The organism is Hymenobacter sp. (assembly GCF_031398885.1).
Taxonomy (GTDB): domain Bacteria; phylum Bacteroidota; class Bacteroidia; order Cytophagales; family Hymenobacteraceae; genus Hymenobacter.
Map to the genome: position 1 here is coordinate 1 of NZ_JANNOD010000079.1, position 26,950 is coordinate 26,950.

Below are 26,950 nucleotides of genomic sequence, written 5' to 3' on the forward strand. Positions count from 1 at the left end.
AGAAGCGTTGAACAATCGAGTTACTACCCCAGGCGAGATGCTTCGGCTGCGCTCAGCATGACCGTTCCCTCATCACCCCATCACTTCATCGCCCCAACACCTAACTACCGCGCTGCCACCGGCTTGGGCGCGGCCTTCTGCTCGTCCACAAACTTCACGTTATCGAAGTAGCTGCGCTCAATCAGCTTCTGGTAGGGGTCTACGCCGGCTTTGCTGGGCTTTTCGTTCACCACGAAATTCAGGATGGTTTCGGGCTTAGTGAGCTTGACTTTCTTCAGCACCAGGGCCTTGCCGCGCACGTCCCAGGCTTCGCCGGGCGACTTATCGGCCCCGAAGACGCCTATTTCGATGTAGTCGGCCAGCGCGGTGGGCGTTTCGTTGCCGAGGCTGTCGGCCCGCACCTTTTCGCCTTTGATGACCAGCCGCACGTCGAACTTGCCGTCGGGGCGCGGGGTATAGGTGGCGGTTTTCAGCTCGTTCTTGTACAGCGTGATGGTTTCGAACATGTCGTGCAGCACGTAGTGCAGCGAGTCGGGCGTGGCCTGGCGCAGGTAGGTCATCAGGTCGGCGGTGTTGGGGTACGGCCGGGTCTGGAAGCGGTTTTTAGCCAGGAAGGCGCGCAGGGCGCCGTTCAGCTTGTCCTCGCCGATGTAGTCCTGGAGGGCGTAGAACACCATGCCGCCCTTGTTGTAGTGGATGTAGGGCTGGCTCTCGACCAGCATCAGGGGCACCTCCTTTTTGCGCTCCTGGCGGCGGCCGCGCAGGTAGTCGTCCAGCTCACTGCGCATGAACTGCTGCATCTGGTTGGCCGTGAATTCGTGCTTGCAGGTCATCAGGGCCGAGTATTCGGCCAGCGACTCGCTCAGCACCGCCGAGCCCTGCACGTTGGCCCCCACCAACTGGTGGCCCCACCACTGGTGGGCCAGCTCGTGGTTGGTGATGAAAAAGGTCCGGTCGGCCCGGCTGGAGTCGCGCAAGTCGCTGATAAAGCCGGCCCCTTCCGAGAACGGCACCGTGTTGGGGAAGCTCTGGGCGAAGCTCTTGTAGCGCGGAAACTCCAGCAACCGAATCTGGCGGTACTGGTAGGGGCCGAAAGCGGCGGTGTAGTACGGCAGGGCCTTGCGCAGGGCCTCGGCCATGCGGGCCACGTTGTAGGCGTGGCGCGGGTCGTGGTAGATGCTGATGGCCACGGGCGTACCGCCGGCTGGCCGCCAGCTCTCGCGGTGCACCCGGTAGCGGGCCGAGAGCACGGGCACCATCGGCATCATGGGCTGGTCCATGCGGTAGCGGAAGTAGCGGCGGCCGTTGTGCACCCACTCTTTTTCGAGGTACCCGGCGGTCATGGCCGTCTGGTCGGGGTCGGTGCTCACGGTGGCTTGGTAGCGCACGTAGTCGACATCGGGCCCGAAGTCGGCCTGGTAGCGGCCGCGCGGGTCGTTCAGGGGCCGGGCGCGGGCCTTGGGGGCCAGGCCGTTGCGGCGGCGCAGGTCGTCCTCTTCCAGCTCGGTGCCGCGCTGGTAGCCGATGCGCAGGCCGGGCCCGTCGAGGAAGGTGCCGTTGGCGGTGAGGCGGTCTTCGGGCGAGATGCTGGCCCACTGAAACACGCCGTTGTCCTTGAGGCGCGAGCTGAAGCCGCGGGCCCGGTAGGCCAGGTCGTAGCGCAGGTCGAGCGAGTCGCCGGGGGCCAGCGGCCGGGCCAGCCGAAACAGGCGCACGCCGGCGCCGGGGTCGTCGCGCAGCACGGCGGCGGGCCGGCTAAGGCTGAGCCGGGTGCTGATGGCGGGGCTGCCGTCGTAGTTCACAAACAGCGTGTCCACGGGCCGGCTTTCCTGGTTGCGCAGCGTGTAGGCGCCCCGCATCCGGTAGCCGCGGGGGCTGGCCGTGGGGTACAGGTCGGCATCGAGCGTGATGGCCACTACCTTGGGCTGCGGCAGGTTTTCGTAGCGCCGGTAGTCGCGCTCGGCGGTGGCCCGCCGGGCTTCCAGGCCCTTGGGCGTGAGGTATTGGTTCAGCACATTGGCGTTGTAGAACACCCAGCCGCCGGCCACCAGCAGCACGGCCAGCGCCCCGGCCAGCGCCGCCCGCACCCCCGGCGCCCGCAGCCGCTGGCCAAACAGCCGCCCGCGCAGGCGCGCCCCGGTGTCGTTGCCGCGCACCCAGAGCAGGCCCGCCAGCAGCACCAGCACCAGGGCCCCGGCCAGGTAGTAGGCGTTGATGGCCAGCAGCGGGGCCACCAGGTGCCCGTAGCCGTTCATGTCGGAGTACGTGTACGGGATGGCCGCACCAAACTTGAGCAGCGCGTGGTGCAGCCCCAGCGCGTCGGCCAGCAGGAACACCACGCCGTAGTACACCATCATCAGGGCGTGCCCGATGTATTTGTTGTTCACCACCGTCTGCACCGTCATGGCCAGGGCGCAGAGCACGAGCAGGTTGGCAAATTGCAGCCCGAAGTCCTTGAGGTAGAGCAGCGGCTCCACCAGCCCCGGCGCCCGGTACAGCTGAATGGCCGCGCCCACCCCGGCCATCGCCGCGTACAGCACCACCTGCACCGCCACCAGCGCCAGCAGCTTGCTCAGAAAGGGAATCCAGCTCGAAAACGGCAGCGCGTCGAACACCTGCTGCAAGCGCGTATCACGCTCGCGCCACACCAGCTCGCCGGCGTAAATGGTGATGATGAGAAAGAAGAACAGCGTGAAGTTGTCGTTCAGCAGCTTCAGAATGAGGTAGGTGACGGGCATCTGAATGCTGCGGGTATCCTCGTAGGTCCAGTAGGCATTGAAGAGGATGAACACGATGCCCAGCAGCGCCAGCACCCGAAACGACCAGGCCCGCACCACGTTCAGAAACTGCACCTTCGTGAGCTGCCGCAGCTGCCACAGCCCCAGGCCCGCCCCAAACTCCTGCGGCGAGCGGCGCAGCGCGGTGCCGGCCACCGGCCGCGGCGCCGGGTCGGCGGCCGGCTTACCGGCTCGCATCTTGGGCTGGCCCAACCGGAAAAACGTGCAGGCCAGCCCCAGAATCAACAGGCCCACAGCGGCCCACATCAGGCGGTTTTGCAGCAGCTCGCCGCCCAAAAAGTCCGGCGCCCGCGTATTGCGCTCGGCAATGGTCCAGAACTGGGTGTCGATGCGCTTGGCCGCCAGCCCAAACGGGTCGAGCTGCGCAAACAGATGGTCGCTACTCACCCTGCCGCTGAACGTGAGCGACACCTGGTAGCACACAAACAGCACGATGCCCCCCAGGTACACCACCAGCGGCGAGCGAAACACCAGGTAAGCCGCGAAAAAGATGCAGCCCGCGAACAACGCATTCATCCAGGCCGCGCCCACCAGCGGGCCCAGCAGCGCCAGCGGCAGCACTGGCCCCAGCTTGGTGGCGTCCACCCACGGCATCGCCATGCCCAGCAGCGCCCCCACCGACAGCCCGCTCATCACGAACCAGATAGCCAGCAGCGACCCCAGAAACCGCCCGCCCAAGTACGCCAGCTTGGGCAGCGTGGTGGTGTACAGCAGCCCCGTCATACCTTCCTTATCGTCCCGATAAATGGGCGTGCCCAGAATGGCCGCCGTCACGAACATGCCCAGAATAGAGGCAATAATGTGCAGCTCAGCCAGCGCATCGGGCGAGTTGACGTGCACTTTGGCGCTGGCAAAGCCAAAGTCGTCCACCGTCTGCGACAAAAAGCCGAACAGCGCAAACACCCCGAAGTACAAGTAGGTACTGGGTTGCGTGAAGCGGTACCGCAGCTCGAAGCCAAAGATGTGAGCGAACATGGCGGGAATTAATTAAAAATTGAGAATTAAAAATTAAAAATGGTCGGCCTGTGCCCTCATAATTCTTAATTGTTAATTGTTAATTGTTAATTCCCTCCTCGCCAGGCGGTGAAAATACACGTCCTCCAGCGTGGCCTCGGCCGGCTGGAACTGCCCGTTGATGGGCTGCTCGCTGAACACCCGCACAATGGGCTGCCCGGCCACCAGCTTCGAGGATATCACCTCGTACTCGCTGCGGAGCTGGGCCAGGGCGGCCTTTTCGGTCTTGGTGCGGTACACCTTGCCCCGGATTTCGCCAATCACGTCGCTGGGCGAGCCCGTGGCCACCACCTCGCCGCCGGCGATGATGGCCATGTTCGGGCACAGCTCGGTCACGTCCTCCACGATGTGGGTGCTGAGGATGACCACCACGTTCTCCCCTATCTCGCTCAGCAAATCCAGGAAGCGGTTGCGCTCGGTGGGGTCAAGGCCGGCCGTGGGCTCGTCTACGATGATGAGCCGGGGCGCGCCCAGCAGCGCCACCGCGATGCCGAAGCGCTGCCGCATCCCACCCGAGTAGCCGCCCACGGCCTTCTTGCGCGCGTCCCAGAGGTTGGTTTGCACGAGCAGGCCTTCCACCGCCAGCCGGCGCTCGGCCGCGTCGCGGATGCCCTTGAGGCCGGCAAAATAGTCGAGCAGCACCTCGGCCGAAATGCTCGGGTAGAGGCCGAACTCCTGGGGCAGGTAGCCCAGCACCCGGCGCACGGCGTCCTTCTGGGTGAGCACGTCCAGGTCGCCCAGCGTGATGGTGCCGCTGTCGGGCTCTTGCAGCGTGGCAATGGTGCGCATCAGGCTGCTCTTGCCCGCACCGTTAGGCCCCAACAGCCCGAACATGCCGCTCGGGATGGTGAGCGACACGTCGTGCAAGGCCCGAACGCCGTTGGGGTAGGTTTTGGAGAGGTATTCAATACGTAGTTCCATGGTGCAGAAGCAGGTAGGGAAAATATCGGCAAGCTATGTAATATATTTAATAAAGTCTATTTAATCCGTTTTACGCTCCCATTAACCGGTGGCCATGCAGGTTACGCCACTGTTATTTTATGCTGCATGCATAACATTTTGACCCGCCTTTCGTATCTTTGTGCAGGAATAAACCATCAGGCTATTTCACGCGTATCATGAAAAAGACCACTGTATTTTCGTTGTCCTCGCTGCTACTTTTGGGCGGCGCAACCTTCCTGGCTGCCAAACTGGCCGGCCTCGACCTGACCTTCTTCTTCCACGGCGACGACGACCAGCACTTGTTCTGCTAACCGCTGTTTTATCGTTTTTTAGCCTTCTATCACCGTTATTGTTACAAAGGCCCGGCCCGTTAGCCGGGCTTTTTTGTTATGGATTCAGGCCGATACGGCGGGCGCGGCGGTTCGGCGCGGCTTTTGGAACTTTGCCCCGGCAACGGCGTAACCCGTTCTACTCTTTTTTCCACCCGGCGGCCAGCGGCAGCTTGCTTGCGCTGCGCGCTAGGCGGCCTCAAATACCTTCCCCCTGGTTTTATGAACCTCGATTCGCACCAAGCTCAGGTGAGCTACATCATCGGCCGTGACCTGGCCCGCAACTTCGCCCAGCAAGGCCTGGAGCTGGACGTGGACACCCTGGCCGGCGCCCTCAAGGAGGGCTTGCAGGGCCTCCCCAGCCGCCTCACCCAGGAAGAGATGCAGGCCGCCATGCAGCAATTGCAAGCCCGGATGGGCGGCGCCGACGATGACAACGACGACAACCAAGACCCCAACACCATGAGCAACCACAAAGCCGAAGGCGAAGCCTTCCTCGCCGAAAACGCCGCCAAGCCCGGCATCACCACCCTGCCCAGCGGCTTGCAGTACGAAGTGCTGACCGAGGGCTCGGGCAAGAAGCCCGGCCTGGGCTCGTCGGTGACGACGCACTACCACGGCACGCTGATTAACGGCACCGTGTTCGACAGCAGCTACCAGCGCGGCCAGCCCGCCACCTTCCCCGTCAACGGCGTGATTGCGGGCTGGACCGAAGCCCTGCAGCTCATGGGCGAAGGCTCGAAGTACCGCCTCTACATCCCCGCCGACCTGGCCTACGGCAAGCGCGGCGCGGGCCGCGACATCCCCGGCGACACGGCCCTGATTTTCGACGTGGAGCTGCTCAAAGTGAACAACTGAGGGGTCGTCGGAACGGGCGCCCCGGCCGCCGCCGCCCCAACCGCTACCGCCGCGCCCACCTGGGCGCGGGCCACTCACACTCTGGCGGTTTCCGCACCCATGCAGCCCCCCAAAGTCCCGCCTCGCAACGACGACCAGCCCGTGGCCCCGGAACAACCTTCCGGGGCCACTTTGCGGAGGGAGGCGGGCTCTGCCGACCACCCGCCGCTGGCCCCCTCCCCGCCGCCCGCCCCGCCCCTGCGCAGCCCCGACGGCCGGGTGGTGCTCACCGACACCGCGGTTACGGTGCGGGGCCAGTCATTTCTGCTGCTGGAGCTGGAGCGGGCCGACCTCACGCCGGTGCGCTGGCTGCTGTGGTTCCTGCTGGGCGGGCTGGGCCTGGCGGGGGTCATGATTGCCTTCCTCCAAAACTGGTTGCGCACGGGGACCGCCATGCTCGGCATGGCCCTCGCGGCGCTGCTGCTGGCCTACGGGCACCGCGGCACCAACCGCCTGCGCCTGTTCCGGCTGGGGCGCGAGGTGGTCAACTTTGCCCTGCCCGGCGAGACGCTGCCCTGGCAGCGCCTCACCGCCGAGCTCAACCGGCGCATTTTCCGGGCCCACGACCACGCCGCCCGCGAAGCCGCCGCCCTGCTGGCCGCCGCCGACGAGAGCAACCGACAAGCTGCCCTGGTGGCCCAAGCCGCGGCGAACGCGGCGGCGGCCAGCAACCAGCCCGGCAGCAACCCGCTGGGTGCCAGCCTGCCTTACTTTCCGAAGCCGCAGCCGTAAGCGTATTCCGGTGGTCTGGCTGCTACCTTCGCGCCCCGTAATTCATTTCATTTTGCCAATTAGCTGCTGATTTCCGCTTTTACCCCTCCGCATGGATTCTAAACATTCGCACACCGCCATTTCCGGGGCGGGGCTGCTGATTGCCTTGGGCATTATTTACGGCGACATCGGCACCTCGCCGCTCTACGTGATGTCGTCCATCCTGAAGGGCGCCACGGTGCCGGACCAGATTGACGCCCACCTGGTGCTCGGCGGCATTTCGTGCGTGATTTGGACGCTGACCCTGCAAACCACCGTCAAGTACGTGCTGCTGACCCTGAATGCGGACAACAACGGCGAGGGCGGCATTTTCTCGCTCTACGCCCTGGTGCGGCGGCGCGGGGCCTGGCTCTCGGCCGTGGCCATCATCGGCGGGGCCGCCCTGCTGGCCGACGGCGTAATTACGCCGCCCATCTCGGTGTCGTCGGCCATCGAAGGACTGAAAGCGGTGTATCCCGGCCTCACGCAGGACGCCATCGTCTACATTGTCATCGGCATCATCGCGGGGCTGTTTTTGCTGCAAAGCTTTGGCACTCAAATCGTGGGCAAGGCTTTCGGGCCGATTATGCTGCTTTGGTTCACCATGCTGGGCGTGCTGGGCGCGAGCTGGATTGTGCAAAATCCCGTCATCCTGAAAGCCGTCAATCCCTACTACGCCTACGACCTGCTGGTGCGCTACCCGGGCGGCTTCTGGCTGCTGGGCTCGGTGTTTCTGTGCACCACCGGCGCTGAGGCCCTGTACTCGGACCTGGGCCACTGCGGCAAGGGCAACATCCGCATCAGCTGGACCTTCGTGAAAACCACGCTGCTGCTCAACTACCTGGGGCAGGGCGCCTGGCTGCTGGCCCACGAGGGCGAGAAGCTCAACGGCCAGAACCCGTTCTACGCCCTCATGCCGCAGTGGTTCCTGCTCATCGGCATCAGCGTCGCCACCATCGCGGCCGTCATTGCCTCGCAGGCCCTCATCACGGGCTCGTTCACGCTGGTGGCCGAGGCTATTCGGCTCAACATGTGGCCCAAGGTGAAGCTCAACTTCCCCACCGACGTGAAGGGCCAGCTCTTCGTGCCGAGCATGAACCGCCTGCTGCTACTCGGCTGCATCGGGGTGGTGCTCTACTTCCGCGAGTCGGCCAACATGGAGGCCGCCTACGGCCTGGCCATCACGCTCACCATGCTGATGACGACCATCCTGATGACGGTGTGGCTGAAACTGAAAAAAGCGGCGGCCCCGCTGGTGTTTGGCTTCGCGGCCCTGTACGGCGTCATCGAGGGCGCGTTTCTGATTGCCAACATGCGCAAGTTTCCGAACGGCGGCTGGGTGTCGCTGGCCATCGGCGGGGCGCTCATGGGCGTGATGTACGTGTGGCTGAAGGCGTTTTACATCAAGCGCCGCCTCACCGAGTTCGTGCGCCTGGAGCCCTACATCGACGCGCTCAAGCAGCTCAGCAACGACGAGACCGTGCCCAAGTACTCGACGCACCTCGTGTTCCTGACCTCGGCCGAGCGCAGCACCGAAATCGAGCAGAAAATCATCTACTCCATCTTCCAGAAGCGGCCCAAGCGCGCCGACATCTACTGGTTCATCCACGTCGACACCACCGACGAGCCCTACACCATGGAGTACAAGGTGACCGAGATGGCCAAGGACGACGTGTTCCGCATCAACTTCCGGCTGGGCTTCCGGGTGCAGCAGCGCATCAACCTCTACTTCCGCAAGGTGATTGAGGACCTCGTGCGCAACAAGGAAGTGGACATCATCTCCCGCTACGAGTCGCTCAACAAGCAGCACGTCACCGGCGACTTCCGCTTCGTGGTGCTGGAGAAGTTCCTCAGCATCGAAAACGACTTCCCCACCCAGGAGAAGCTCGTGATGCAGGCCTACTTCGCCATCCGCGGCTTCATCGCCTCCGAAGACCAGTACTTCGGCCTCGACACCTCCTCGGTGAAAGTGGAAAAGGTGCCTCTAGTAATAGTCCCGGCCCGGGAAGTGGCGCTGAAGCGAATTCGGTAAGCTGAGTAGGCACTTTCCCCTTACTTCCTCTCCCGCACAGAGGAAGCACCAGCCGTCAGTTAGAAGCTGAGAGTTACAGAATAAAAAAGCCCGCTTGAATCGTCAAGCGGGCTTTTAACTTTTAACTCTCAACTTTTAACTGACCTCAACTGCCCCCTCTTTTTGGGAGAGGAAGTCCGGAGGTGAGGCCCCTACCGCGCCGGGCCCAGCCACTTGGCCAGCACCTTCTGCTGCTGGGCCGTGGGGCTGGCCACGGGCAGCACCTGGTACTTGAGGTCGAGGCTGGGCACCATGGTCAGGTTCACGTCCCGGTTCAGGCCGTCGCGGCGCACCTGCAGCCTGACGGGCGTGCCCACGGGGCCGCCGAGCAGGGATTTCACGGTTTCCTCGCCGGGGGCGGCGCCGTTGATTTGCAGCACCTCGTCGTTCACGTTGAGGCCGGCCGTCCAGGCGGCGCCCTCGCGCACCACGCCCGTCACCAGCAGCTTGCCGGTGCGGTTCGAGAACGTGGCGCCCAGGGTGCCGGCGGCGCTGAGCGGCGCGCTGCTCAGGGCCAGGCCGGCGTAGCCCAGGGCGGTGGCGTAGTCCAGCGTTTTGGTGCCGTACACGCTGTTTTTGAAGAAGTCGTCGTAGCGACGCCCGGCCACCTGGGCCACGGCGTTCTGAAACTCCTGGTCGGTAAAGCCGCGCTTGGCCTTCTGGTAGTAGGTGGCGTAGAGCAGCCGGAACACGTCGTCGAGGTTCTTTTCGCCTTTGGTGGCTTCGGCGATGTTCAGGTCCAGCAGGGTGCCAATCAGGTCGCCTTTGGAGTAGTAGCTGATTTGGGAATTGCTGGAATTTTCGTTGGGCCGGTAGAAACGAATCCAGGCGTCGTAGCTGGCCATGGCGGCCGACTGCACCCGGTTGCCGGGGGTGTTTTCTACCTCCGTAATGGCATTGCCCAGCTTGCCCAGGTACTCCTCGCGCGAGGTGATGCCGTTGCGCTCGTTGATGAGCTTGGAGTAGTATTCGGTCATGCCCTCGCTCACCCACAGCATGTTGGTGTAATTCTCCTGGTCGTAATTGAACGGCCCCAGGGCCACCGGCCGAATGCGCTTCACGTTCCAGAGGTGGAAGTATTCGTGCGCGGCCAGGCCCATGAAGGACTTGTAGCCGGCCTCGGTGCCGTAGGCGGTGCGGCCCACTTCCAGGGTGGTGGAGTAGAGGTGCTCCAGGCCGCCGCCGCCGCGCTCCAGGTTGTGCACAATGAAGACGTAGGGCCGGTCGAGCGGATTCTGGGCCACCACGCGGTGGGCCTCTTCGCACACCTTTTTCAGGTCGGCCAGCAGTTTGGGTTCGTCGGCGGTATAGGGGCCGTACATGGCCACCTGGTGGGGCGTGCCGTTGGCGGTGAACTCCAGCACTTTGTGGTTGCCAATTTCCATCGGCGAGTCGGCCAGCTCGTCGTAGCTGGCGGCGCGGTAGGTAAACTTGGCGCCGCCGGCGGCCGGGCGCAGGGCAGTGCTCACCTGGGCCCAGCCGGCGGCCGGCTGCACGGCCACGGTGCTGCCCAGGGCCTTGTTCTCGGCCGGGTACATGAAAATGCTGCTGCCGTTGAGGTAGCCGTGGTCGGCGTCGAGAAAGGACGTCCGCACGCTCAGCTCAAAGGCGTACACTTTGTAGCTCACCTGGAAATTCGCCTGCTTGGCGTGGCGAACCCGCCAGGTATTCTTGCTGATTTTCTCGACCGCCAGCGCCTGCCCACCCGCCGTGCGGGCCTGGAAACCCTCCACGTTTTTGGCAAACTCGCGCACCAGGTAGGAGCCCGGCGCCCACACGGGCATCTTCACGTCGGTGTAGTCGGCCGGGAAGCCCCCCAGGTCCATCCTGACTTCGAAGTAGTGGGTTTGGGGCGCCGGCATGGCCAGCGTGTAGCGCAGGGTGGGCAGGACCGCGGCGGAGCGCGCGGCGGCCGGCCACCCACCGGCCAGCAAGGGGGCCACGGCGGCAGCGCAAAGTAGCAGCGATGAGTTTTTGAGCATCAGCAATGTTATAAAATGGGTCAGGGCCGCAAAGTAAACCCCCGGACCGGCCTCCAACCTAGCGGTCAACTCAACCGTTAGGAGCCGGGGTGGGGCTAAACGGCATCCGCACCTTAACCAATTTCATTTATGCGGTTCGTGTGGCTGGTTTTTATTGGGTTGGTGGTGGCCATGGCCCTTGTTCTGCCCGGGCTAAATCGGCCCACGGCACTGTCGGTCGTCGAAAGGTCCCCGGCCATCACGGCCGGCCCGACGCGTCCCGTAGCGGCCGTGCGCACGATGCCCACGCGCGCCGCGCCGGCGCAACGGGGCCCGGCAGGGCGCGCCGACAGCGTGGTGGCTTTCGGCCTGGCCCAGCGCGGCACGCCTTACCAGTATGCCGGCACCTCCCCGCTCACGGGGTTCGACTGCTCGGGCTTCATCCTGTTCACGTTTGCGCGGTTCCGCGTGGCGGTGCCGCACTCCACGGCGCTGCTCATTGCCGTGGGCCAGCCCGTGGCCCGCGCCGAGGCCCAGCCGGGCGACATCGTGGTGTTCACGGGCACGGCCGCAACCAGCACAGCGCCGGGGCACGCGGGCATCGTGGTTTCGGCCCGGGGCGAGGTGCCGCTGCGGTTCGTGCATTCCTCGTCGGCCCGGCGCGAGTCGGGCGTGAAAGTGAGCCAGGTGGAAGGCACCGACTACGAGCGGCGCTTCCTGCAGGTGCGGCGGGTGCTGTAGGCAGTGAGCAATTGTCAATGAGCAGTGAGCAGTTATCAATGAGCAGCAAGGACGTCATGTCGAGCTTGCCGAGACATCTCGCTCGCACCGGCGGACGATTGATTTACTGCTGCACGCGAGATGCTTCGGTAAGCGGACGCCAGATGGAGCATGACGTCCTTGCTGCTCACTGATAACTGCTCACTATTAACTGACCTAAAAGAGCGATGCCCGGATTGCCTCTGCCGTCCCACTGAAGGGCGACTGGGCAAGCCGGGCATCTAATCCTTCAAATCTTACCAAGCGGCGAAACTGGGGTACAGTTCCGGCGTCCACTTCAAGGAGTAAGACCTGGCCGAATGTGGGAAGCCTTAGGAGCTACCCCACGAAGCTGTTGTTAGGCGCGTACTGCGGTGAAGCGTACGACATTCGACAGGCTGGGCAGGATTTGTTTGGGACTACTAGACATTTTGTACCTCCTTTCTTTACGTTCGACATAGCCCCGCTCGCGCGGCCCAGCACCTTAGGGCTGCTTGGGCGGGGTCGTAGCACTCACTACTGAGCGGTAAAGTTAATAGCCGGGGCTAAGGTTCAAAATCGGAAGCCTAAATTTCGAGCAAATCGCCGCCTAAAGCGGCCTGAATACTGATTCATAGCCCTTTTTATTTTGCATTAGCGGCCCCCGGCACCGGGCCAGTACTAAATTTTCGGAACTTGGCCGTAAACTTGCCTACCTGACCACCAGACGGTGCCGGCGGCCTTCGCCGATTTTTCCCCTAATTTTTCCCATGAATCCCCACTCAACTCGTACTTTAGAAATGAAAAAAACCCTGCTTCTCCTCGTTGTGCTCGTGCTGGGCCTCGCCCGCCTGGCTTCCGCCCAAACCCTGTCCCCGCTGGGGGTCTGGACCAACTCGGAGAAAAAAGCCACGTTTGAGATTTACAAATGCGGCGACAAGCTGTGCGGCAAAATCGTGAGCCTGGCTGTGCCCAACGACCCCGCCACCGGCAAGGCCAAAACCGACTCGCAGAACCCCGACCCCAAGCTCAAGAGCCGCCCGCGCCTGGGCCTCGTGTTCATGGAAGGGTTCAAGTACGACGACGACAACAAGTGGGACGAAGGCAAAATCTACGACCCCGAAAGCGGCAAAACGTACTCCTGCTACATGCAGATGGAAAGCGCCAACTCCATGGAAGTGAAGGGCTACATCGGGTTTTCGCTCATCGGCAAATCGCAGGCCTGGACCCGGGTAAAATAAGCAGCTCCCTTCGGAGCTGCGCGTGGGTTACGAATGAAAGGCCGGTTCCCGTCAGGGAGCCGGCCTTTCTTCGTAACCACGCGCGCAATCCGCAGAGGCAAATCAAGATTTTAGGGCTCGGCCCCGCCGCGAACCCACAAACTATTTGGCAGAGCCGGTGTTTCGTCTTCATTAGCCCCGCTTGTTTTGCTCGATTTCATTCAAAATTTGTTTCGCCCCAAAGCGCCTGCCCCGGCTACGTGGCACGCCGTGGCGCTGACGCCGGGGCAGGCGGAGCGCCATGCGCGCTGGGTCGAGCAGCGCGTGTTTTTGAACTGGCTCGGGCCGTATTACAAGGCCTACCATTTGCGCAAGGGCGGCGCGGCCGGCGCGCGGGGCCTGCGGGTTCATTTGCTGCGCGAAAAAGGCCGTCAGGGCGCCTTGTTTTTTTTCGACCCGGCCATCGGCCCCGGCAACTTCCGGCATTTCTACGAACACCTCGGCGAGCGAATGCTGGGCCTGGGCTACCACCGCGCCTGCGCCGACCAGTGCACCCGGCGCCACGCGCACCACAGCGAAACGACACTCAAGCAATTGTACAAGCCCGACCCCACCGACTGCCCCCACACGGGCCGCTGCAACCAGCGCTTTGGCCTGGTAACCGTGGATTTGGTGGCCGTGAACGGGCAGCCCATGTTTATTCGCCTGACCAGCAACGCGGTGCTGGAACCCGGCTTTACGCCGGCCGGCCCTTTTGACGAACTGCTCAAAAACCTGCTGGATGCTCCGCTGCCCGACGCGGCCACCCAAGCGCTGGTTCGGGAGTATCACGCCGCATTTTAAGAACGGACCACGGGCAGAGTGAGCCGGGCAGCAGCCCGGCAATACTTTAATCCACTAAATACCGGCACTAAAAGCCCCCACGCCGTTGCTGGTGCCGGGGCTTTTTCTTACGCAGCGCAAAGAGCTGGTGCTGCGCCTCGTAGCGCCAAAACGGCGTTTGGCTGGTTCTCACTCGCGCACGAACCGGCCGTGTCCCAGCAGCTCGCCAGCGGGTCCTAGCAGGCGCAAGTGGTAGAGGCCGGGAGCCAGCGCGCGCGTATCCAGCTGCGGCTGAGTGGCGGGCACGGCCTGCCGCAGCACCACGCGGCCGGTGGCATCCAGCACTTCGGCGCTGACGCGGGCCGCGGGCAACGCGGCCAGCTGGAGGTACTCGCGGCAGGGGTTGGGAAAAAGCGTGAGCGGGGCCAAGCCTGCGCCGGCCCGGGCGCCGAGCAGGGTGTTGTCGCGAACGGGCGCGGGCGCGGGCAGGTCCAGCAGCCACTGGTCGGGGTCCACGGCCACGCTGGCCACGGTGCCGCTCACCGGGAAACGGAAGGTTTCGGTGGCCTGGGCCTGGCGGAGGCGAACGGTCTGGGTAGTGCCGTCGGTGAAGGTGAGGCGGTAGTCCACCTCGGTGTCAAAGAACGGCGTTGCAGTTGGCGCCGATACCGCTTCGTTCACCTGCAGCACCACCGTGTTGCCGCCCTGGTTCCAGCGCGCATTGAAGGTGGGATAGCCGCGGCCCCGGAACCACTGCTGGAAGAAATACTCCAGGGGCCGCCCGGCCTCGCCCTCGAACACCCGCTGCAAGTCGGCGGTGCGGGCCGTGCCGCCGCGGTACTGGCTTTGGTAGGTGCGCAGGGCCCGGAAGAACTTGGTGTCGTCGTTCAGCAAATAGCGCAGCATGTGAATGACCGCCGCGCCCTTTTTGTAGGACAGCGGGGTGTTGAAAATGCGGCCCACGTTGGTGGTGTCGGCCACGAACACGCTCCCCGGGTTGGTTTGGGCGCGGGCGTGGGCGTCGTTCATCCAGCCCCGCGCGTTGGCGGGGGTGCTGAAAGCCTGCAGCGAGAGGTACTCCCCGTACGAAGCAAAGCCCTCATTGAGCCAAATGTCTTCCCAGGAAGCACAGGTCACGTTGTCACCCCACCACTGGTGGAACAGCTCGTGGGCCGTGAGGTTGAAGAAAAAGCCGTCCTGGGTGGTCATGGTCTGGTGCTCCATGCCGCCGCCGAGGCCCAGCGGGGCCATGCTGTGGCCGTACTTCTCGTCCGCAAACGGATAGGCACCGCACAGGGCGGCATAATTTTCCAGAAAGCCCGGCGTGCGGTCAATTTCAACCCGGTAAAAATCCAGCGCCGCTTGGTTGTAAACGTAGTTGACGATGGGCACGCGCGGGCCGCCCGCGGGGTTGGCGTAGTTCACGTACTCGACGTAGGGCGCGACGGCCACCGAAATCAGGTAGTAATCAATCGGATGGCGCGACTTCCACTCGTAGCGCGCCTTGTTGCCGGGCAGGAGCACCGTGCGCTCCAGGACGCCATTCGAGCCGACTTTGTTGGGCAATGTGGTCGTGACCCAGACGTCGCTGGAATCGGCTTTGTCGGTGAGCACCTGCTTGCACGGAAACCACTCGTGGGCCGAGAACGGCTCCGACAAACTCCAGGTCGTGTTGTACGGGATGGTAATGGCGCTGCCGATTCGGGCCTCCGCACGGGTGCTCAGGCCGTTGCCAATGGCCGCCGAACTGCCGCTGGGCGCCGTGCCGTGGTAGTAAATACGGGCGTCGGTGAGGGAGTTGGCCGGGGCCGGCACGGCCAGACCGGCCGTGGCGTCGGGGCCGGCGCGGCGGATGCCCGGCGAGCGCCGCCCGTTCACCACCACCGAGTCGATGAGCAAACCGGACTGCGCGTCCGGTCCCTGGTACAGCTCAAAAGCCAGCGAGTCGAGGGCCTGACTGCCCACTTGCACCCGCATCCACACGGAGCCGGCCACGTTCAGCGAAGCGTTTTCGAGCGCCAGGTCGAGCTTGTAGTACTTCACGTCGTAGCGGTTCATGTTGGCCCGGTGCGGCACCGAAGCCGTGGCCGTGCGCCCGGCCGACTGCACGCGGCCGGCGGCGCAGAGCACGCCCGCATCAAAGGCGGCCTGCCGCACCAGTTGGGCAGGCGCCGCGGGCTCGGTCGGCGCGGCCGGCTGCTGGGCAAAACTGGGCCCGGCCGCACCGAGGAAGCAGCCGAGGAAAAAAACGTAGCGCAACGACTGCATAGGAATCAGAATGAGTGGGGTGGGGAAGAAAAGCAGGGTCTGGTGGGGCTTGACAAGGGCTTCCTTGGGCTTTCGAAGGTACGGCGGGCGGCTCCCAAACCCGACGTGGCGCACCGCAGTTTCGACGCAACCGCAAACGCCCGGACCGGGCCAGAAGTTGGCTTTTGCGGTTGTATATTTCGGCTTAATCAGGATTTACCACGCCAATACTCTACCCCATGCCTTTCCGCTTTCATTTGGCCGGCTCGGCGCGCTCAGCCTTTCTGCTGCTGGCCGGATGGCTGCTGCTGGCCGGCCCGGCACGGGCCACGCACATTGTGGGTGGCGAAATGGAATTGGTGCACAACACCGGCGAGTCCTACACGCTGCTGCTGAACCTGTACTTCGACGCCGCCAACGGCAGCCCCAATGCCCTGGACGCCGACCTGACGGCCAGCATTTTTGAGAAGGGCACGAACCGGCGCATGATGAACGTGCTGCTACCCCTCGTCAGCAACACCTTCGTGAACTACACCAACCCGGCGTGCACCCTGCCCACGCTCAGCACCCGCAAGCTGGTGTATAGCCGCAATATCCTGCTGCCCAGTACTTACAGCAACCCCCAGGGCTACTACGTGGCCGTGGAGCGGTGCTGCCGCAACAACGCCATCAGCAACATTTTCAACCCCGATAACGCCGCGCAGGCGTTTTATCTGGAGTTTCCGGCCGTGGTGCGGCGCGGGGCCCCTTTCATCGACTCCACCCCCCGCATTTTTCCGCCGCTGGCCGACTATGCCTGCCTCAACGAGTTGTTCTACTACGATTTTGGCGGGCAAGATGCGGACGGTGATTCCCTGGTCTACGACCTGATAACGCCGCTCAACGGCCACTCCGACGCCAACGTGCCCAAGCCGGCGGCGGCTCAGCCGGCGCCGTACGCGCCAATTACGTGGCTGCCCCCGGCCCCGACGGCCCCGGGCGCCCCCCCCCGCACCCCCTTGAGTGAGCAGTACCAGATACCGGGCGCGCCCACCCTGCAGATTGACCGCGCCACGGGCCGCCTCACCGTGCGGCCCACCGACCTGGGCCTGTTTGTGTTCGGGGTGCGGTGCGCCGAGTACCGCCGGGGCGAGAAAATTGGCGAATCCCGGCGCGACTTTCAGCTCATGGTGCTGGCCTGCGCCATCAATACCACGCCCAGCCTGGTGGTGCTCCCCGCTCCCACCGGCCCGGTGGCCTACCGGCCCGGCCGCGACACCTTGCGCCTGGTGACCGGCGGCAACCGCTGCGTTCGGGTGCGCTTCACCGACCAAGACCCCAACTCGCGCCTGTCTTTGTCGCTCAGCCCGGTGAATTTTTCGGGGCCGCTGCCCAACTTTACCACCGCCACCTCCGGGGCCGTGCGCAGCCCCGGCACGCCCGACACCCTCACCGCCACGCTTTGTTTCCCGGACTGCCTCGACACCCGGGGCCAGGTGTACTTGCTGGACGTGGTGGTGGGCGACGACGGCTGCAGCCTGCCCAAGCGCGACACGGTGCGGGTGGCCTTCACGGCAACGCCGCCGCCTAACTCGCCCCCCGTGGTGAGCTCCACCGCCGGGCCGGGCCGGCCCCTGCGGGTGCGAATTGGCGACTTGGTGACGTTCGACGTGCTCGGCACCGACCCCGATAACGATGCCGTGCGGCTGGAAATGGCGGGGCAAGGCTTCAATCCCGTGGATGTTGGCGCCACGCTTTCGCAGGGCACCGACGGCGCCCAGCAACGCGGCCGCTTCACGTGGCGGGTCGACTGCCGGGCCCTAAAATCCTCTCCGCTCAACTTCCAGTTCACGGCCACCACCACGCCTTGTAACCTGCGCGATGCCACCACCCTATCGGTGCCCATCGTGGTGGACTACGACAACCACCCGCCCGTTCTGATTTCGACCAACATCCCTCCCCCGGCGGGACCCGGCTTGATTCCGCTGAAGAAATTGCCTTTGGGCGACCAGTACGTTGCCACCTTCGTCGGTACCGACGTCGACCGCGACGGCCTGACCCTGACGGCCACGGGCAGCTCGGCCGACGGCAACGAAGGCTTCGACCTGGCCAGTGCCGGCATGAGTTTCCAGGCCCAGAACGGTACCGGCGTGGCCACGGGCACCTTTCGCTGGGACGTGACCTGCGCCGCCGCCAACCTGCGCCAGGACCTCGTCGTGACTTTCCAACTGATTGACGCTACCTGCGAGCCGGTGGGCCAGGTGCAGCGCCTGCGCCTGCAAGTCATCAGCCCCGACTCGCTGGACGTCAAGCTCTACAACATCATCACCCCCAACGACGGCGACAACCTCAACAAGGAATTCCGGCTGCCCGACCTGCCGCCGAACTTTTGCGACGCGCAGTTCATCGCCATCAAAATATTCTCCCGGTGGGGCCAGCAGGTTTTCGAGTCCAAGGACCGCGGCTTCCGCTGGCCGGGCCAGGGCACCGGCGGGGTCTACTACTACTACGTGACCTACACCGATGGCCGCCGATTCCGCGGCTGGGTGGAAGTCGTGCCCTAGCCGTTAGCCGTCGCTCCGAACCCCAGTCGGCCTCCAACCGGCAAGCGCCGCTGTAATGTTGCGGCGGCGCTTGCCGGTTGGAGGCCGACTGGGGTTTAGTAGAGGAACAAGAAGACGGCAAAAAGCGCAATCCACAGCACGTCGATGAAATGCCAGTAGGTGCCCAGCAGCTTCAGCTGCCGCCGGTGGTAGGGGTTGCGGTTGAAGACGAGGGCGCGCACGGCGTCGCGGTCGGCGTGGAGCACGCGCAGCAGCAAGACCAGCAAAAACAGCATCCCGCCCAGCAAGTGGGCCACGTGCAGCGCCGAAATCAGGTAGATGAACTGGCCGCTGCTGCTGCTGGCCTTGCCTTGGAAGGGCACGCCCTGCGCCACCAGCTCGCGCCAGCCCAGCACCTGCAGGCCCGCAAATACGCACCCGAGCAGCAGCGTGGCCCCGAGGCAGCGCCCAAGGCTGCCCAAGTCGTCCTGGGCGTACAGGCGCGGGGCCTGCCCGATGGTGTAGCTGCTGATGACGAGCACGATGGTGCTCAGCGAAAAATAACGCGGCAAGGCGTACAACCCCGTCGGCACGCCGCTGCGCATTCGGGTGGTAACGTAAGCAGCCACCAGCATCACGAACATGACGGCAATGGCCAGCAGCGCCAGGTACAGTGCCACCTGCAGCGGGGCCATGCGCTCGATGCGGGCGAAGGACGAGGGATGCCGCTGGGCCCCAATTTGGTTTTTTCGGTCGTGTTCAGAACTCATTGCGCTGCGCCAGGGGTGTACTTACCCAAACTAACCCAATTGAAATTAGTTGCACGCCCGCCCGAATTGTGTAGGCCGGCCAGGCTTACCGGAAGAAGGAGCCGATTTTTCCCAGCACCGCATTGAGGGTGATTTTGGGGGTGCGCTGCACGCCGAACGTGACGTAAGTTTTGCCCCCCACGCGCAAGTCGAGCACCCAGCCCAACTGGCGGGCCAGGTCGTTGATTTGCTGCAGCGGGTCGGGCCCGGGGGCCTTGGGCGCTTTGGGGGCCCCGGCCACCTTGGGCGGCCCGGCCGTGAGCTGGTCGAGCACCTGCTGGCTGGGCACGTTCAGGATGAGGTAGGTGCCGGCCGCGGCCAGCTGCAACGCATGGCCGTTCCAGGTGATGACCAGCTGCGCCTCAATTTCGAGGGAACTAGCCAAGGGGAGTCGGGGAATCCGGGTGCGTGAACGTAGGCTGGGGCTGGCCGCTGGGCGCGGGCGGGTCGACCCGCACCGTGGGCGGGGCCGCGGCCGGCTGGTCGCCCCGCGTGCGGATGCGCAGCGAGCCGTTCAGCTTCCAGGTGGCCGCGGGCGCGTCGGGGTGTTGGGGGTTGGGCACTTGCAGCTCTATCTGGTCGAAGGCGCAGCTGAGTTCCACGCCGCCCGAAAGCTTGCCGAGCAGCGAGGCGGCCATGTCGGCCCAGTTGGAGGAGGAAGAATCAGGCATGGTTACTGGAAGGAAAGGTGGCAAGGAGACGGGGGCGCGGGCAACCCCGCCCGCGCCCCGGACGGCCGCAAAGTACGACCTTGCAACCGCTAACGCAACGGTTCCGGGGCCGAGCCTTTGGCCAAGCCCTTGGCTTGTTCCCCTCCACCACCGCCTTTTTTTGTTTGATTTCCATGCATTTCACCTCCCGCGGCGTACCCCTCGCCGTTTCCTTTCTTTTGCTGGGGCTGGCGCGGCTTGCCTCGGCCCAGCCCGCCCCCGACTCCCTGCGCCCTCCGCGGCCCGAGGCGGTATCCCAGCTGGCCTTTGAGAAACCCGCGGCCGACTGCGCGCACCCCCTCGGCCTGCGCGAAGGCCAGAACCGGGAATACCAGTTGCTCGACGCCAAGGGCAAGCCCACGGGCAGCTGGCGCTACCGGGTGGTCAAAGTCAGCACCGACACGGTGGTTGCGAAGAAAAAGCCGCCGGTCGTCGTTACATCGGTTCGGCTCAAGTGCGGCCTTTACGACCTTGCCAACGGGGTTTTGCAGCAACAGGACCTGACTTATTTCTGCCGCCGCGACACCACCTTCACCGACGGATTAGGCGAAATCAACTACGACGGACTCAAAGGTTTTCGTGACCGCCGCCTGACGTACGAGGGCACGCCCCTGGCCTGGCCGAACCAGCCCAAAGTAGGCACCCGCCTGCCCACTGGCGGCGCCGTAGTGCTGGTGAGCAGCCCCTCGGTGGCCATTGGCAGGGTGAAAACCACGCTGCTTCAGCGCCGGGTGCTGGCCGGGCCCACGGCCGTTACGGTGCCCGCCGGCACGTTCACTTGCTACGCCGTCGAAAGCCAGCGCGAGCTCGCCACGGCCGCCCGCGCCGACCTCGTGCTGAAAAACAGTGGCCGAAAAGTTGACTACTACGACCCCGCCGTTGGCATCGTCAAGGCCGAGTACTTTGACAAGGCTGGCAAACTGGTGCAAACGCGGGTGCTGACCAAATTCTAGTTCAACTCCCTGCCGGCGACTCCTGCCGGCCCTGGATTACAAAATAGCCCAACCCATTTCGCCGCCCGGCCCACGCACCAAGCTGTAATCATCGGCCTGCCCCAGAACCACCACGGACGTGCGCGGCGCCAACGCCGCGCCGGCCGGGGCCGCGCTGGCCGGCCGGGTCAGCAGCTCAACGGCGGCGGGCAGCCGCAGCCGGCGCAACGGCGCCCCGGCGGCCCCCACCACCGCCCGGGCCGCCACGTAGCCTTCGTGGCCGTCCGGCGTTTGCACCCGGAGCGCAGCGCCGTGCTGGCCCACCACTAGCAGCGGCAACTGCTTGGGCAGCAGCGCGGCAGCCCGGGCGCGGGCGTCTTTCTCGGCCACCGGCGTGGGGCCGAGCGCGGCAGCGGAGCGCAGGCGCACAAATTCGCCCCGGCGTTCGGGGGTGGGCGGCGGCGAGGTTTCTGCCGCCGCCCGGCGCACGAACGGGAAGGGGTCGAGCGCGCCCTGACTGCGGCGGTAAATGCCAAAATGCAGGTGGGGGACCGTGGTGCGGGCGTTGCCCGTGTTGCCAACCAAGCCCAGCGTGTCGCCGGCGCGCACCTGCTGGCCGGGCGTCACGAGCTGTTTGTCCAGGTGCGCGTAGTACAGGTGGTTGCCGTGCTCGGCGGCGGCCAGCCACACCACGCGGCCCCCGAGCGGGGTTTCGCCGGTGCGCGTGACGTAGCCGGCGGCGGCGGCCAGGACGGGGGTGCCGCGGGGCGCAAAAATATCGATGCCCTCGTGCTGGCGGGCGCCGGCGTCGCGCGCGGCGCCCCAGAAGCTGCCCACCGCGGCATCGGCCCGCCCTTGCACCGGGAACACGCCCAGGCTCGGCTCGCGGCCGACGCGCAGGGTGTAGCGGCCGGCGGCCAGCAGCTCGGGCTGCAGGCGCAGCAGGTGCTGGCCATCGGCTTCCGCCTGGTAGCGAAAATCCAGGACCAGGGTGTCGGCGCTGGCCAACGGGGCCGGCACCCGGCCGGGCGCTACTTCGAAAGCGTCTAGGAATACCCGGGCGCCGGCCCCCGAAGCCAGTGCGAGGCTAACGTGCACCTGCTCGCCGGCGCGCACGGCGTAGCGGTAGCTGGCCGCGGCCGGCCGCTCGGGGCGGAAGTAGCCCGTTTCGGCAAAGGGCAGGGCAACCACCAGCGAATCGCGCAGGGCTTGGTCGGCAGCCGCGAGCCAGGCGCGCCCGCCCGGCCGGCGGCCAAGCCCTGCCTGCTGCAACTGGCGGGCGTAGGCCTGGTGCGGCGTCGATTTTTGAAACAACGCCTGGAGCGTTTGCTGCTTGCTGCAGCCGCTGAGCCCCCACAACGCGGCGAGCAGCGGCACTAGCAATAAAAGTCCCGGCAGCCGCCGGAGAAGCGGCCGTTGCGGGCAAAAAACCGTCGTGAAAAGCATGCCCCGCAACACCGCCCCCCGCCGGGTAGTTCGCCCGCGGCGGAGCCCGCGCGCCGTGGTTTACCGCGCCTGGGCCGGGCTGCTACCTTTGCGTTTCCGTTCCCGTCCTCATCTTGCCATGAAGCTTATCGAATGCCCGCGCGACGCCATGCAGGGCCTGCCCGATTTCATTCCCACGGCCACGAAAACCGCCTACCTCAACGCCTTGCTGCGCGTGGGCTTCGACACGCTCGATTTTGGCTCTTTCGTTTCGCCCCAAGCCATTCCGCAGCTGCGCGACACCGCCGCAGTGCTGGCGGGCCTGGACCTGAGCGCCACCAATACAAAGCTGCTGGCCATTGTTGCCAACCGGCGCGGGGCCGAAACCGCCGCCCGGCACCCCGAAATTTCTTACCTGGGCTTTCCCCTCTCGGTGTCGGAAACTTTCCAGCGCCGCAACACCAACCAAACCACCGCCGAGGCACTGGCCGACGTGGCCGCGATGCACGAGCTGTGCGAGCGCACCGGGAAGACCCTGGTGGCGTACCTGTCGATGGGCTTCGGCAACCCCTACGGCGATGCCTGGAGCCCGGCCATCGTCACCGACTTCACCCGGCAACTGGCGGCGTGGGGCATTCGCATCGTGGCGCTGTCCGATACTGTCGGGGCTTCCACGGCGGCCACCATCGCGCCGCTGTTCTCGGCCCTGATTCCGGCCTTTCCCAGCATTGAGTTCGGGGCCCACCTGCACACCACGCCCACCTCCTGGCGCGAGAAAGTAACGGCGGCTTACCAGGCCGGGTGCCGCCGGTTCGATGGCGCCATCGGGGGCATTGGCGGCTGCCCCATGGCCGCCGACGAGCTGACCGGCAACATGGCCACGGAAAATCTGCTGACCTTTCTGGCCGAACACGCCCAGGATTCCGGGCTTGATTTGGCGGCTTTTGCCCGCGCCCGCGAGGCGGCGGCGGCGGTTTTTGCTTTTCACTAACCCTTACCCCAATGCCTGCCTCCGTCGATATTTTCATCCCTTGCTTTGTCGACCAGCTTTACCCGGCCACGGCCGCGAACATGGTGAAGGTGCTGGCGCGGGTTGGCGTGGCCGCGAACTACAACCCCGACCAAACCTGCTGCGGGCAGCCGGCCTACAACGCCGGCTACCAGGACCAAAGCCGCGCCGTAGCCGAGAAATTCCTGCGGGACTTTGCCCCGCCGGCGGCCACCACGGAGCCCCGTTACATCGTCAGTCCCTCGGCGTCGTGCGTGGGCATGGTGCGGAACAGCTTCACCGGTTTATTTGCCGACACGGCCCAGCAAAGCGCCTGCCGGGCCGTGCAGGGCCGCATTTACGAGCTAACCGAATTCCTGGTGGAGGTCCTGGGCATCGCCGCCATTCCGGGCGCCCGGCTGGCCGGCACGTACACTTACCACGACTCCTGTTCTGCCCTGCGCGAATGCGGCATCCGCGCCGCGCCGCGCCAGCTGCTCGAAGGCGTGGCGGGCTTGACGCGGGTGGAAATGGCCGAAACTACCACCTGCTGCGGCTTTGGGGGCACCTTCGCCGTGAAGTTTGAAGCCATTTCGGTGGCCATGGCCCAGCAGAAAGTCGAGTACGCGCTCGATACGGGCGCCGACTTCATCGTGAGCACCGACGTGAGCTGCCTGATGCACCTGGAGTCGTACATCAAGCGGGAGAAGCTGCCGCTCAAGTGCCTGCACGTGGCCGACGTGCTGGCCAGCGGCTGGTGATGGTAGTGATTAGTGATTAGTGATTAGTGATTAACGGTCAGTGATTGGTGATTAGCGTTGTTCAAATGTTGACCGGGGCTTGCGCCCTTCTAGCCCCGGGCTCACTAACCACTAACCATTCATCACTAATCACTACCTAAAGCGCCTTCCGAATTCGGTCTTTCAGCCCTTCGGTGGCTTCGAGCAGGGGCAGCCGGACAGACGCACCACATACGCCCAGCGCTTCCAACGCAGCTTTTACGCCTACGGGGTTGCTCTCCTCGTACATCAGCGGGTTGACGAGCAGCAGGCGGAACAGGCCTTCGCGCGCGGCGACAAAGTCTCCCGCCAGGGCCGCCCGGGTCAGGTCGGCGAAGCGTTTGGGGAAGGCATTGGCCATCACCGAGATGATGCCCTCGCCCCCGCACGCCACCAGGGCGGGCGTGAGCATGTCCTCGCCCGAGAGCAGCAGAAAATCCTTGGGCTTGCGGGCCGCAATGTTTAAGCACTGCTCCATCAGGCCGCTGGCTTCCTTGATGCCGATGATGTTGGGATGCTGAGCCAGCCGCAGCGTGGTTTCGGCGGTGAGGTTGGAGGCCGTGCGGCCCGGCACGTTGTAGAGGATGATGGGCACGGGGCTGGCCTCGGCCAGGCGGTGGTAGTGGGCCACCAGACCGGCCTGGGTGGGCTTGTTGTAGGCCGGGCTGGCCGAGAGCACCGCGGCCACGCCGGCCAGGTCGGTGGTGCGCAGCAGTTCCTCGGCGGCGGCCGTGTCGTTGCTGCCGATGCCGAACACCAGCGGCACGCGGCCGGCCACGTGCTCCTTGGCCACGCGCAGCAGCTCGGTTTTTTCGTCGGCCGTGGTGGTGGGCGACTCGCCGGTGGTGCCGTTCACCACCAGGTACTCCACGCCGCCGTCGATGCAGAAATCCAGCAGGCGCCGCCACCCGGCGTAGTCCACCGCCAAATCGGGGGTAAACGGGGTGACCAGGGCCACGCCGGTGCCGTGAAACGCTTGAGGTCGGGAACCAGAGTTGTTCATGCGGAGCGTTTGGGGTTAATTTTGCGCAAAGGTAGGGGCGCGTCGCACGCGCCCGGCACGCCGCCGCTGGCTGCCACGCCCATTTTTTAAGCCGCCTTCGCCGGCGGACGCGTGCGACGCGGCCCACCCCCGATGAAATTTTCTTTTGCTTCCCTCCTGCTGGCGGCCCTTGCCGTGGCCGCCTGCGACACCAAAACCGCCACCACCGGCGAAACCTCCATCAGCTCCGCCACGGTAGAAGCCATCGCCGGACCGGACGCCACTTCCGGCACTGCCGCCACCGCCGCCGACGAGGCCAACGCCGTGCCCGCCCCCAGCCCCGGCGCCATCCCGGCCAGCAAAGTTGCTGATGCGGCCGGCATCCTGGCCCGGCCGCAGGTGCCCATTCTTTGCTACCACCAGATTCGGGACTGGACCGGGCGCGACTCGAAAGGCGCCAAGGACTACATTGTGCCCGTGGCCCAGTTCAAGGCGCAAATCAAGATGCTGGCCGATTCCGGCTACCACACCGTGTCGCCCGACCAGCTCTACGCCTACATGACCACCGGGGCCCAACTGCCCAGCAAGCCCATCCTGCTCACCTTCGACGACACCGACCTCGACCAGTTCACCGTGGCCCGGCCCACGCTGGACCAGTACGGCTTCAAGGCCATGTATTTTGTGATGACCGTGAGCCTGGGCCGCCCCCGCTACATGACCAAGGCCATGGTGAAACAGCTTTCCGACGAAGGCAACACCATCGGCTCGCACACCTGGGACCACCACAACGTGAAGAAGTACCAGGGCCAGGATTGGGTGACGCAAATCGAGAAGCCCACCAAAACGCTGGAGGACATCACCGGCAAGAAAATCATCTACTTCGCGTACCCCTTTGGCCTCTGGAACCCGCCGGCTTTCCCGGAGCTGAAGCAGCGCGGCTTCGTGGCCGCTTTCTCACTGGCCGAGAAGCGCGACCAAAACGACCCACTGTTCACCATTCGGCGCATCATTGCCAGCGGCTATTGGTCGCCCCGCACCCTGCACAACAGCATCGTGCAGTCGTTTTAGCCGGCCGGAATTATTGAAATGGCCGACCCCAAAAAGCCCCCACTGGTAGAGCGGGGGCTTTTTGGGGTCGGCCAATCAACGTGCTCATTTTGCGCCAGCGGCTTTTAGCGCCGTATATCCCCCGGCATTCACCACATCGGCAATGCCCTGGCGCTGCATCAGGGCCGCGGCCTGACCGCTGCGGTTGCCGGACGCGCAATACAGCACGTAGTGGCCCTGCGGGTTGAGCTTGCTTACCTGCTGGCCAAAATCAGAGGAGCGAAAATTCAGGTTCTGGGCCCTTTGCAGGTGGCCGGCGGCGTACTCCTCGGGCGTGCGCACGTCGAGCACCAGGGTTTTGGGGTCGGCGAGCAACTGGGTCGCCGCGGCAACGTCCACGGGGCGCACCGGCGCCGATACCTGCGCGTCGGCACCCTGCGTCCCCGCCCCCAGGGCGCCGGAGCCCTGGGTGGCCGGCGCCGGGGCAACCGCCGCCAGCACCTGGTGCACCACCACCACGAACGGGTAGTCGCCCTTCATCTGGCTGTAAATGGTGGCCTCAAAGTCGGGGGCCTGGTACTTGACGGCCTCGCAGTTGGGGCAGGTCACGGGCTGGGCCGTAAGCTTGCGGCTTTTCAGCTCGCCGCGGAGCTCCCGCACGCAGTTGCCCTGGGTAGTTTTAAGCACCACGTCCTGGCCGGGGCGCTGCGCCCGCACTTGCAGCCGGGCCGCGGCCAGCGGGGTGCCCCCGTCCGGGGGCAGGGCCCAAAACACCTCGCGCGAGGCGGCCGTGGGGCCGGTCTGCACCCACGGGCTGGGCAGGTACCGGGCCACGGCCTGGGGCGCCGTCAGGGCCGTGGGCTCGGCCCCGATGGCCAGCAGGTCGGCCAGCGCCAGGCACTGGGCCCGGGCCGACCGCGGAGCCGCGGCTTGCCATAGAACCAGCAACAAAAGAAGGAATGCTCGC

22 protein-coding genes are annotated in these 26,950 nt (G+C 65.1%); 12 read left to right on the top strand and 10 right to left on the bottom strand.

The annotated features are described in order from the left end of the window. Positions 1-104 precede the first annotated feature (104 nt). A complete protein-coding gene (locus tag RMO51_RS15300) occupies positions 105-3,773 on the bottom strand; it encodes a M1 family aminopeptidase (protein WP_310396020.1) in 3,669 nt (1,222 codons plus the stop codon). Between the two features lie 72 nt (positions 3,774-3,845). Next, a complete protein-coding gene (locus tag RMO51_RS15305) occupies positions 3,846-4,733 on the bottom strand; it encodes an ABC transporter ATP-binding protein (protein WP_310396022.1) in 888 nt (295 codons plus the stop codon). Positions 4,734-4,930: 197 nt separating this feature from the next. Between RMO51_RS15305 and RMO51_RS15310 the strand changes: the two genes are divergently transcribed. The 4 genes from RMO51_RS15310 to RMO51_RS15325 all read left to right on the top strand — a co-directional run bounded on the left by RMO51_RS15310 (position 4,931) and on the right by RMO51_RS15325 (position 8,762). Next, a complete protein-coding gene (locus RMO51_RS15310; protein WP_310396024.1) occupies positions 4,931-5,065 on the top strand; it encodes a hypothetical protein in 135 nt (44 codons plus the stop codon). A gap of 240 nt (positions 5,066-5,305) precedes the next feature. Then, positions 5,306-5,941, top strand: coding sequence for an FKBP-type peptidyl-prolyl cis-trans isomerase (locus tag RMO51_RS15315; protein ID WP_310396026.1), 636 nt, complete (start codon positions 5,306-5,308; stop codon positions 5,939-5,941). Positions 5,942-6,040: 99 nt separating this feature from the next. After that, positions 6,041-6,712: a hypothetical protein gene (locus tag RMO51_RS15320; RefSeq protein WP_310396028.1), complete on the top strand. Its 672-nt coding sequence runs from the start codon at positions 6,041-6,043 to the stop codon at positions 6,710-6,712. 91 nt (positions 6,713-6,803) lie between these two features. After that, positions 6,804-8,762, top strand: a complete 1,959-nt coding sequence (locus RMO51_RS15325; protein ID WP_310396029.1) for a KUP/HAK/KT family potassium transporter — start codon at positions 6,804-6,806, stop codon at positions 8,760-8,762. Positions 8,763-8,953: 191 nt separating this feature from the next. Here the strand turns inward: RMO51_RS15325 and RMO51_RS15330 are convergent, their stop codons facing one another. Beyond that, a complete protein-coding gene (locus tag RMO51_RS15330) occupies positions 8,954-10,783 on the bottom strand; it encodes a PDZ domain-containing protein (protein ID WP_310396030.1) in 1,830 nt (609 codons plus the stop codon). 129 nt (positions 10,784-10,912) lie between these two features. Here RMO51_RS15330 and RMO51_RS15335 point away from each other — a divergent pair, with 129 nt between their 5' ends. From RMO51_RS15335 to RMO51_RS15345, 3 genes are all read left to right on the top strand, one after another. After that, positions 10,913-11,503, top strand: a complete 591-nt coding sequence (locus tag RMO51_RS15335; RefSeq protein WP_310396031.1) for a C40 family peptidase — start codon at positions 10,913-10,915, stop codon at positions 11,501-11,503. A gap of 797 nt (positions 11,504-12,300) precedes the next feature. After that, positions 12,301-12,741 (top strand): DUF2147 domain-containing protein, encoded by a 441-nt coding sequence (locus RMO51_RS15340; protein ID WP_310396033.1) that lies wholly within the window; start codon positions 12,301-12,303, stop codon positions 12,739-12,741. 186 nt (positions 12,742-12,927) lie between these two features. After that, positions 12,928-13,563: a hypothetical protein gene (locus tag RMO51_RS15345; RefSeq protein WP_310396035.1), complete on the top strand. Its 636-nt coding sequence runs from the start codon at positions 12,928-12,930 to the stop codon at positions 13,561-13,563. A 168-nt stretch (positions 13,564-13,731) separates the two neighbouring features. Here the strand turns inward: RMO51_RS15345 and RMO51_RS15350 are convergent, their stop codons facing one another. Beyond that, on the bottom strand, positions 13,732-15,810 hold the full coding sequence (locus tag RMO51_RS15350; protein ID WP_310396037.1) for a M1 family aminopeptidase: 2,079 nt from the start codon (positions 15,808-15,810) through the stop codon (positions 13,732-13,734). A gap of 218 nt (positions 15,811-16,028) precedes the next feature. Here RMO51_RS15350 and RMO51_RS15355 point away from each other — a divergent pair, with 218 nt between their 5' ends. Continuing rightward, on the top strand, positions 16,029-18,332 hold the full coding sequence (locus tag RMO51_RS15355) for a gliding motility-associated C-terminal domain-containing protein (protein WP_310396038.1): 2,304 nt from the start codon (positions 16,029-16,031) through the stop codon (positions 18,330-18,332). A 95-nt stretch (positions 18,333-18,427) separates the two neighbouring features. Here the strand turns inward: RMO51_RS15355 and RMO51_RS15360 are convergent, their stop codons facing one another. From RMO51_RS15360 to RMO51_RS15370, 3 genes are all read right to left on the bottom strand, one after another. Next, positions 18,428-19,081, bottom strand: a complete 654-nt coding sequence (locus RMO51_RS15360) for a cytochrome c oxidase subunit 3 (RefSeq protein ID WP_310396039.1) — start codon at positions 19,079-19,081, stop codon at positions 18,428-18,430. Between the two features lie 85 nt (positions 19,082-19,166). Beyond that, positions 19,167-19,505 (bottom strand): hypothetical protein, encoded by a 339-nt coding sequence (locus RMO51_RS15365; protein ID WP_310396041.1) that lies wholly within the window; start codon positions 19,503-19,505, stop codon positions 19,167-19,169. After that, the gene (locus RMO51_RS15370; protein ID WP_310396043.1) at positions 19,498-19,791 is read right to left on the bottom strand and encodes a hypothetical protein; all 294 of its coding nucleotides are present in this window, start codon (positions 19,789-19,791) and stop codon (positions 19,498-19,500) included. Before RMO51_RS15370 ends, RMO51_RS15365 begins: the two co-directional genes overlap by 8 nt. Before the next feature lie 173 nt (positions 19,792-19,964). On the opposite strand from RMO51_RS15370, the gene RMO51_RS15375 reads away from it, so the two are divergent. Then, positions 19,965-20,783 carry a hypothetical protein gene (locus RMO51_RS15375; protein ID WP_310396044.1) on the top strand — a complete coding sequence of 273 codons (819 nt, stop codon included), beginning with the start codon at positions 19,965-19,967 and terminating at the stop codon, positions 20,781-20,783. Between the two features lie 36 nt (positions 20,784-20,819). Here the strand turns inward: RMO51_RS15375 and RMO51_RS15380 are convergent, their stop codons facing one another. Further along, the gene (locus RMO51_RS15380) at positions 20,820-22,139 is read right to left on the bottom strand and encodes a M23 family metallopeptidase (RefSeq protein WP_310396046.1); all 1,320 of its coding nucleotides are present in this window, start codon (positions 22,137-22,139) and stop codon (positions 20,820-20,822) included. A 187-nt stretch (positions 22,140-22,326) separates the two neighbouring features. On the opposite strand from RMO51_RS15380, the gene RMO51_RS15385 reads away from it, so the two are divergent. Both RMO51_RS15385 and RMO51_RS15390 read left to right on the top strand, forming a co-directional pair. Beyond that, entirely contained in the window at positions 22,327-23,178 is an 852-nt protein-coding gene (locus RMO51_RS15385) for a hydroxymethylglutaryl-CoA lyase (protein ID WP_310396048.1), read from the top strand. 11 nt (positions 23,179-23,189) lie between these two features. After that, positions 23,190-23,936, top strand: a complete 747-nt coding sequence (locus tag RMO51_RS15390) for a (Fe-S)-binding protein (RefSeq protein WP_310396050.1) — start codon at positions 23,190-23,192, stop codon at positions 23,934-23,936. 136 nt (positions 23,937-24,072) lie between these two features. Here the strand turns inward: RMO51_RS15390 and dapA are convergent, their stop codons facing one another. Continuing rightward, entirely contained in the window at positions 24,073-24,957 is an 885-nt protein-coding gene (dapA, locus tag RMO51_RS15395; protein WP_310396051.1) for a 4-hydroxy-tetrahydrodipicolinate synthase, read from the bottom strand. Positions 24,958-25,089: 132 nt separating this feature from the next. On the opposite strand from dapA, the gene RMO51_RS15400 reads away from it, so the two are divergent. After that, positions 25,090-26,004, top strand: coding sequence for a polysaccharide deacetylase family protein (locus tag RMO51_RS15400; RefSeq protein WP_310396053.1), 915 nt, complete (start codon positions 25,090-25,092; stop codon positions 26,002-26,004). Positions 26,005-26,088: 84 nt separating this feature from the next. Here RMO51_RS15400 and RMO51_RS15405 read toward each other — a convergent pair whose 3' ends face one another. Then, positions 26,089-26,934, bottom strand: a complete 846-nt coding sequence (locus RMO51_RS15405; RefSeq protein ID WP_310396056.1) for a rhodanese-like domain-containing protein — start codon at positions 26,932-26,934, stop codon at positions 26,089-26,091. Between the last annotated feature and the right edge of the window lie 16 nt (positions 26,935-26,950).

Bases quoted from the DNA above. Each gene is read 5' to 3' on its own strand.
- RMO51_RS15330 (WP_310396030.1), bottom strand. From the start codon at position 10,783: ATGCTCAAAAACTCATCGCTGCTACTTTGCGCTGCCGCCGTGGCCCCC.
- RMO51_RS15370 (WP_310396043.1), bottom strand. From the start codon at position 19,791: ATGCCTGATTCTTCCTCCTCCAACTGGGCCGACATGGCCGCCTCGCTG.
- RMO51_RS15385 (WP_310396048.1), top strand. From the start codon at position 22,327: ATGAAGCTTATCGAATGCCCGCGCGACGCCATGCAGGGCCTGCCCGAT.
- RMO51_RS15305 (WP_310396022.1), bottom strand. From the start codon at position 4,733: ATGGAACTACGTATTGAATACCTCTCCAAAACCTACCCCAACGGCGTT.
- dapA (WP_310396051.1), bottom strand. From the start codon at position 24,957: ATGAACAACTCTGGTTCCCGACCTCAAGCGTTTCACGGCACCGGCGTG.
- RMO51_RS15340 (WP_310396033.1), top strand. From the start codon at position 12,301: ATGAAAAAAACCCTGCTTCTCCTCGTTGTGCTCGTGCTGGGCCTCGCC.
- RMO51_RS15325 (WP_310396029.1), top strand. From the start codon at position 6,804: ATGGATTCTAAACATTCGCACACCGCCATTTCCGGGGCGGGGCTGCTG.
- RMO51_RS15350 (WP_310396037.1), bottom strand. From the start codon at position 15,810: ATGCAGTCGTTGCGCTACGTTTTTTTCCTCGGCTGCTTCCTCGGTGCG.
- RMO51_RS15320 (WP_310396028.1), top strand. From the start codon at position 6,041: ATGCAGCCCCCCAAAGTCCCGCCTCGCAACGACGACCAGCCCGTGGCC.
- RMO51_RS15335 (WP_310396031.1), top strand. From the start codon at position 10,913: ATGCGGTTCGTGTGGCTGGTTTTTATTGGGTTGGTGGTGGCCATGGCC.
- RMO51_RS15400 (WP_310396053.1), top strand. From the start codon at position 25,090: ATGAAATTTTCTTTTGCTTCCCTCCTGCTGGCGGCCCTTGCCGTGGCC.
- RMO51_RS15355 (WP_310396038.1), top strand. From the start codon at position 16,029: ATGCCTTTCCGCTTTCATTTGGCCGGCTCGGCGCGCTCAGCCTTTCTG.
- RMO51_RS15390 (WP_310396050.1), top strand. From the start codon at position 23,190: ATGCCTGCCTCCGTCGATATTTTCATCCCTTGCTTTGTCGACCAGCTT.
- RMO51_RS15300 (WP_310396020.1), bottom strand. From the start codon at position 3,773: ATGTTCGCTCACATCTTTGGCTTCGAGCTGCGGTACCGCTTCACGCAA.
- RMO51_RS15375 (WP_310396044.1), top strand. From the start codon at position 19,965: ATGCATTTCACCTCCCGCGGCGTACCCCTCGCCGTTTCCTTTCTTTTG.
- RMO51_RS15310 (WP_310396024.1), top strand. From the start codon at position 4,931: ATGAAAAAGACCACTGTATTTTCGTTGTCCTCGCTGCTACTTTTGGGC.
- RMO51_RS15360 (WP_310396039.1), bottom strand. From the start codon at position 19,081: ATGAGTTCTGAACACGACCGAAAAAACCAAATTGGGGCCCAGCGGCAT.
- RMO51_RS15315 (WP_310396026.1), top strand. From the start codon at position 5,306: ATGAACCTCGATTCGCACCAAGCTCAGGTGAGCTACATCATCGGCCGT.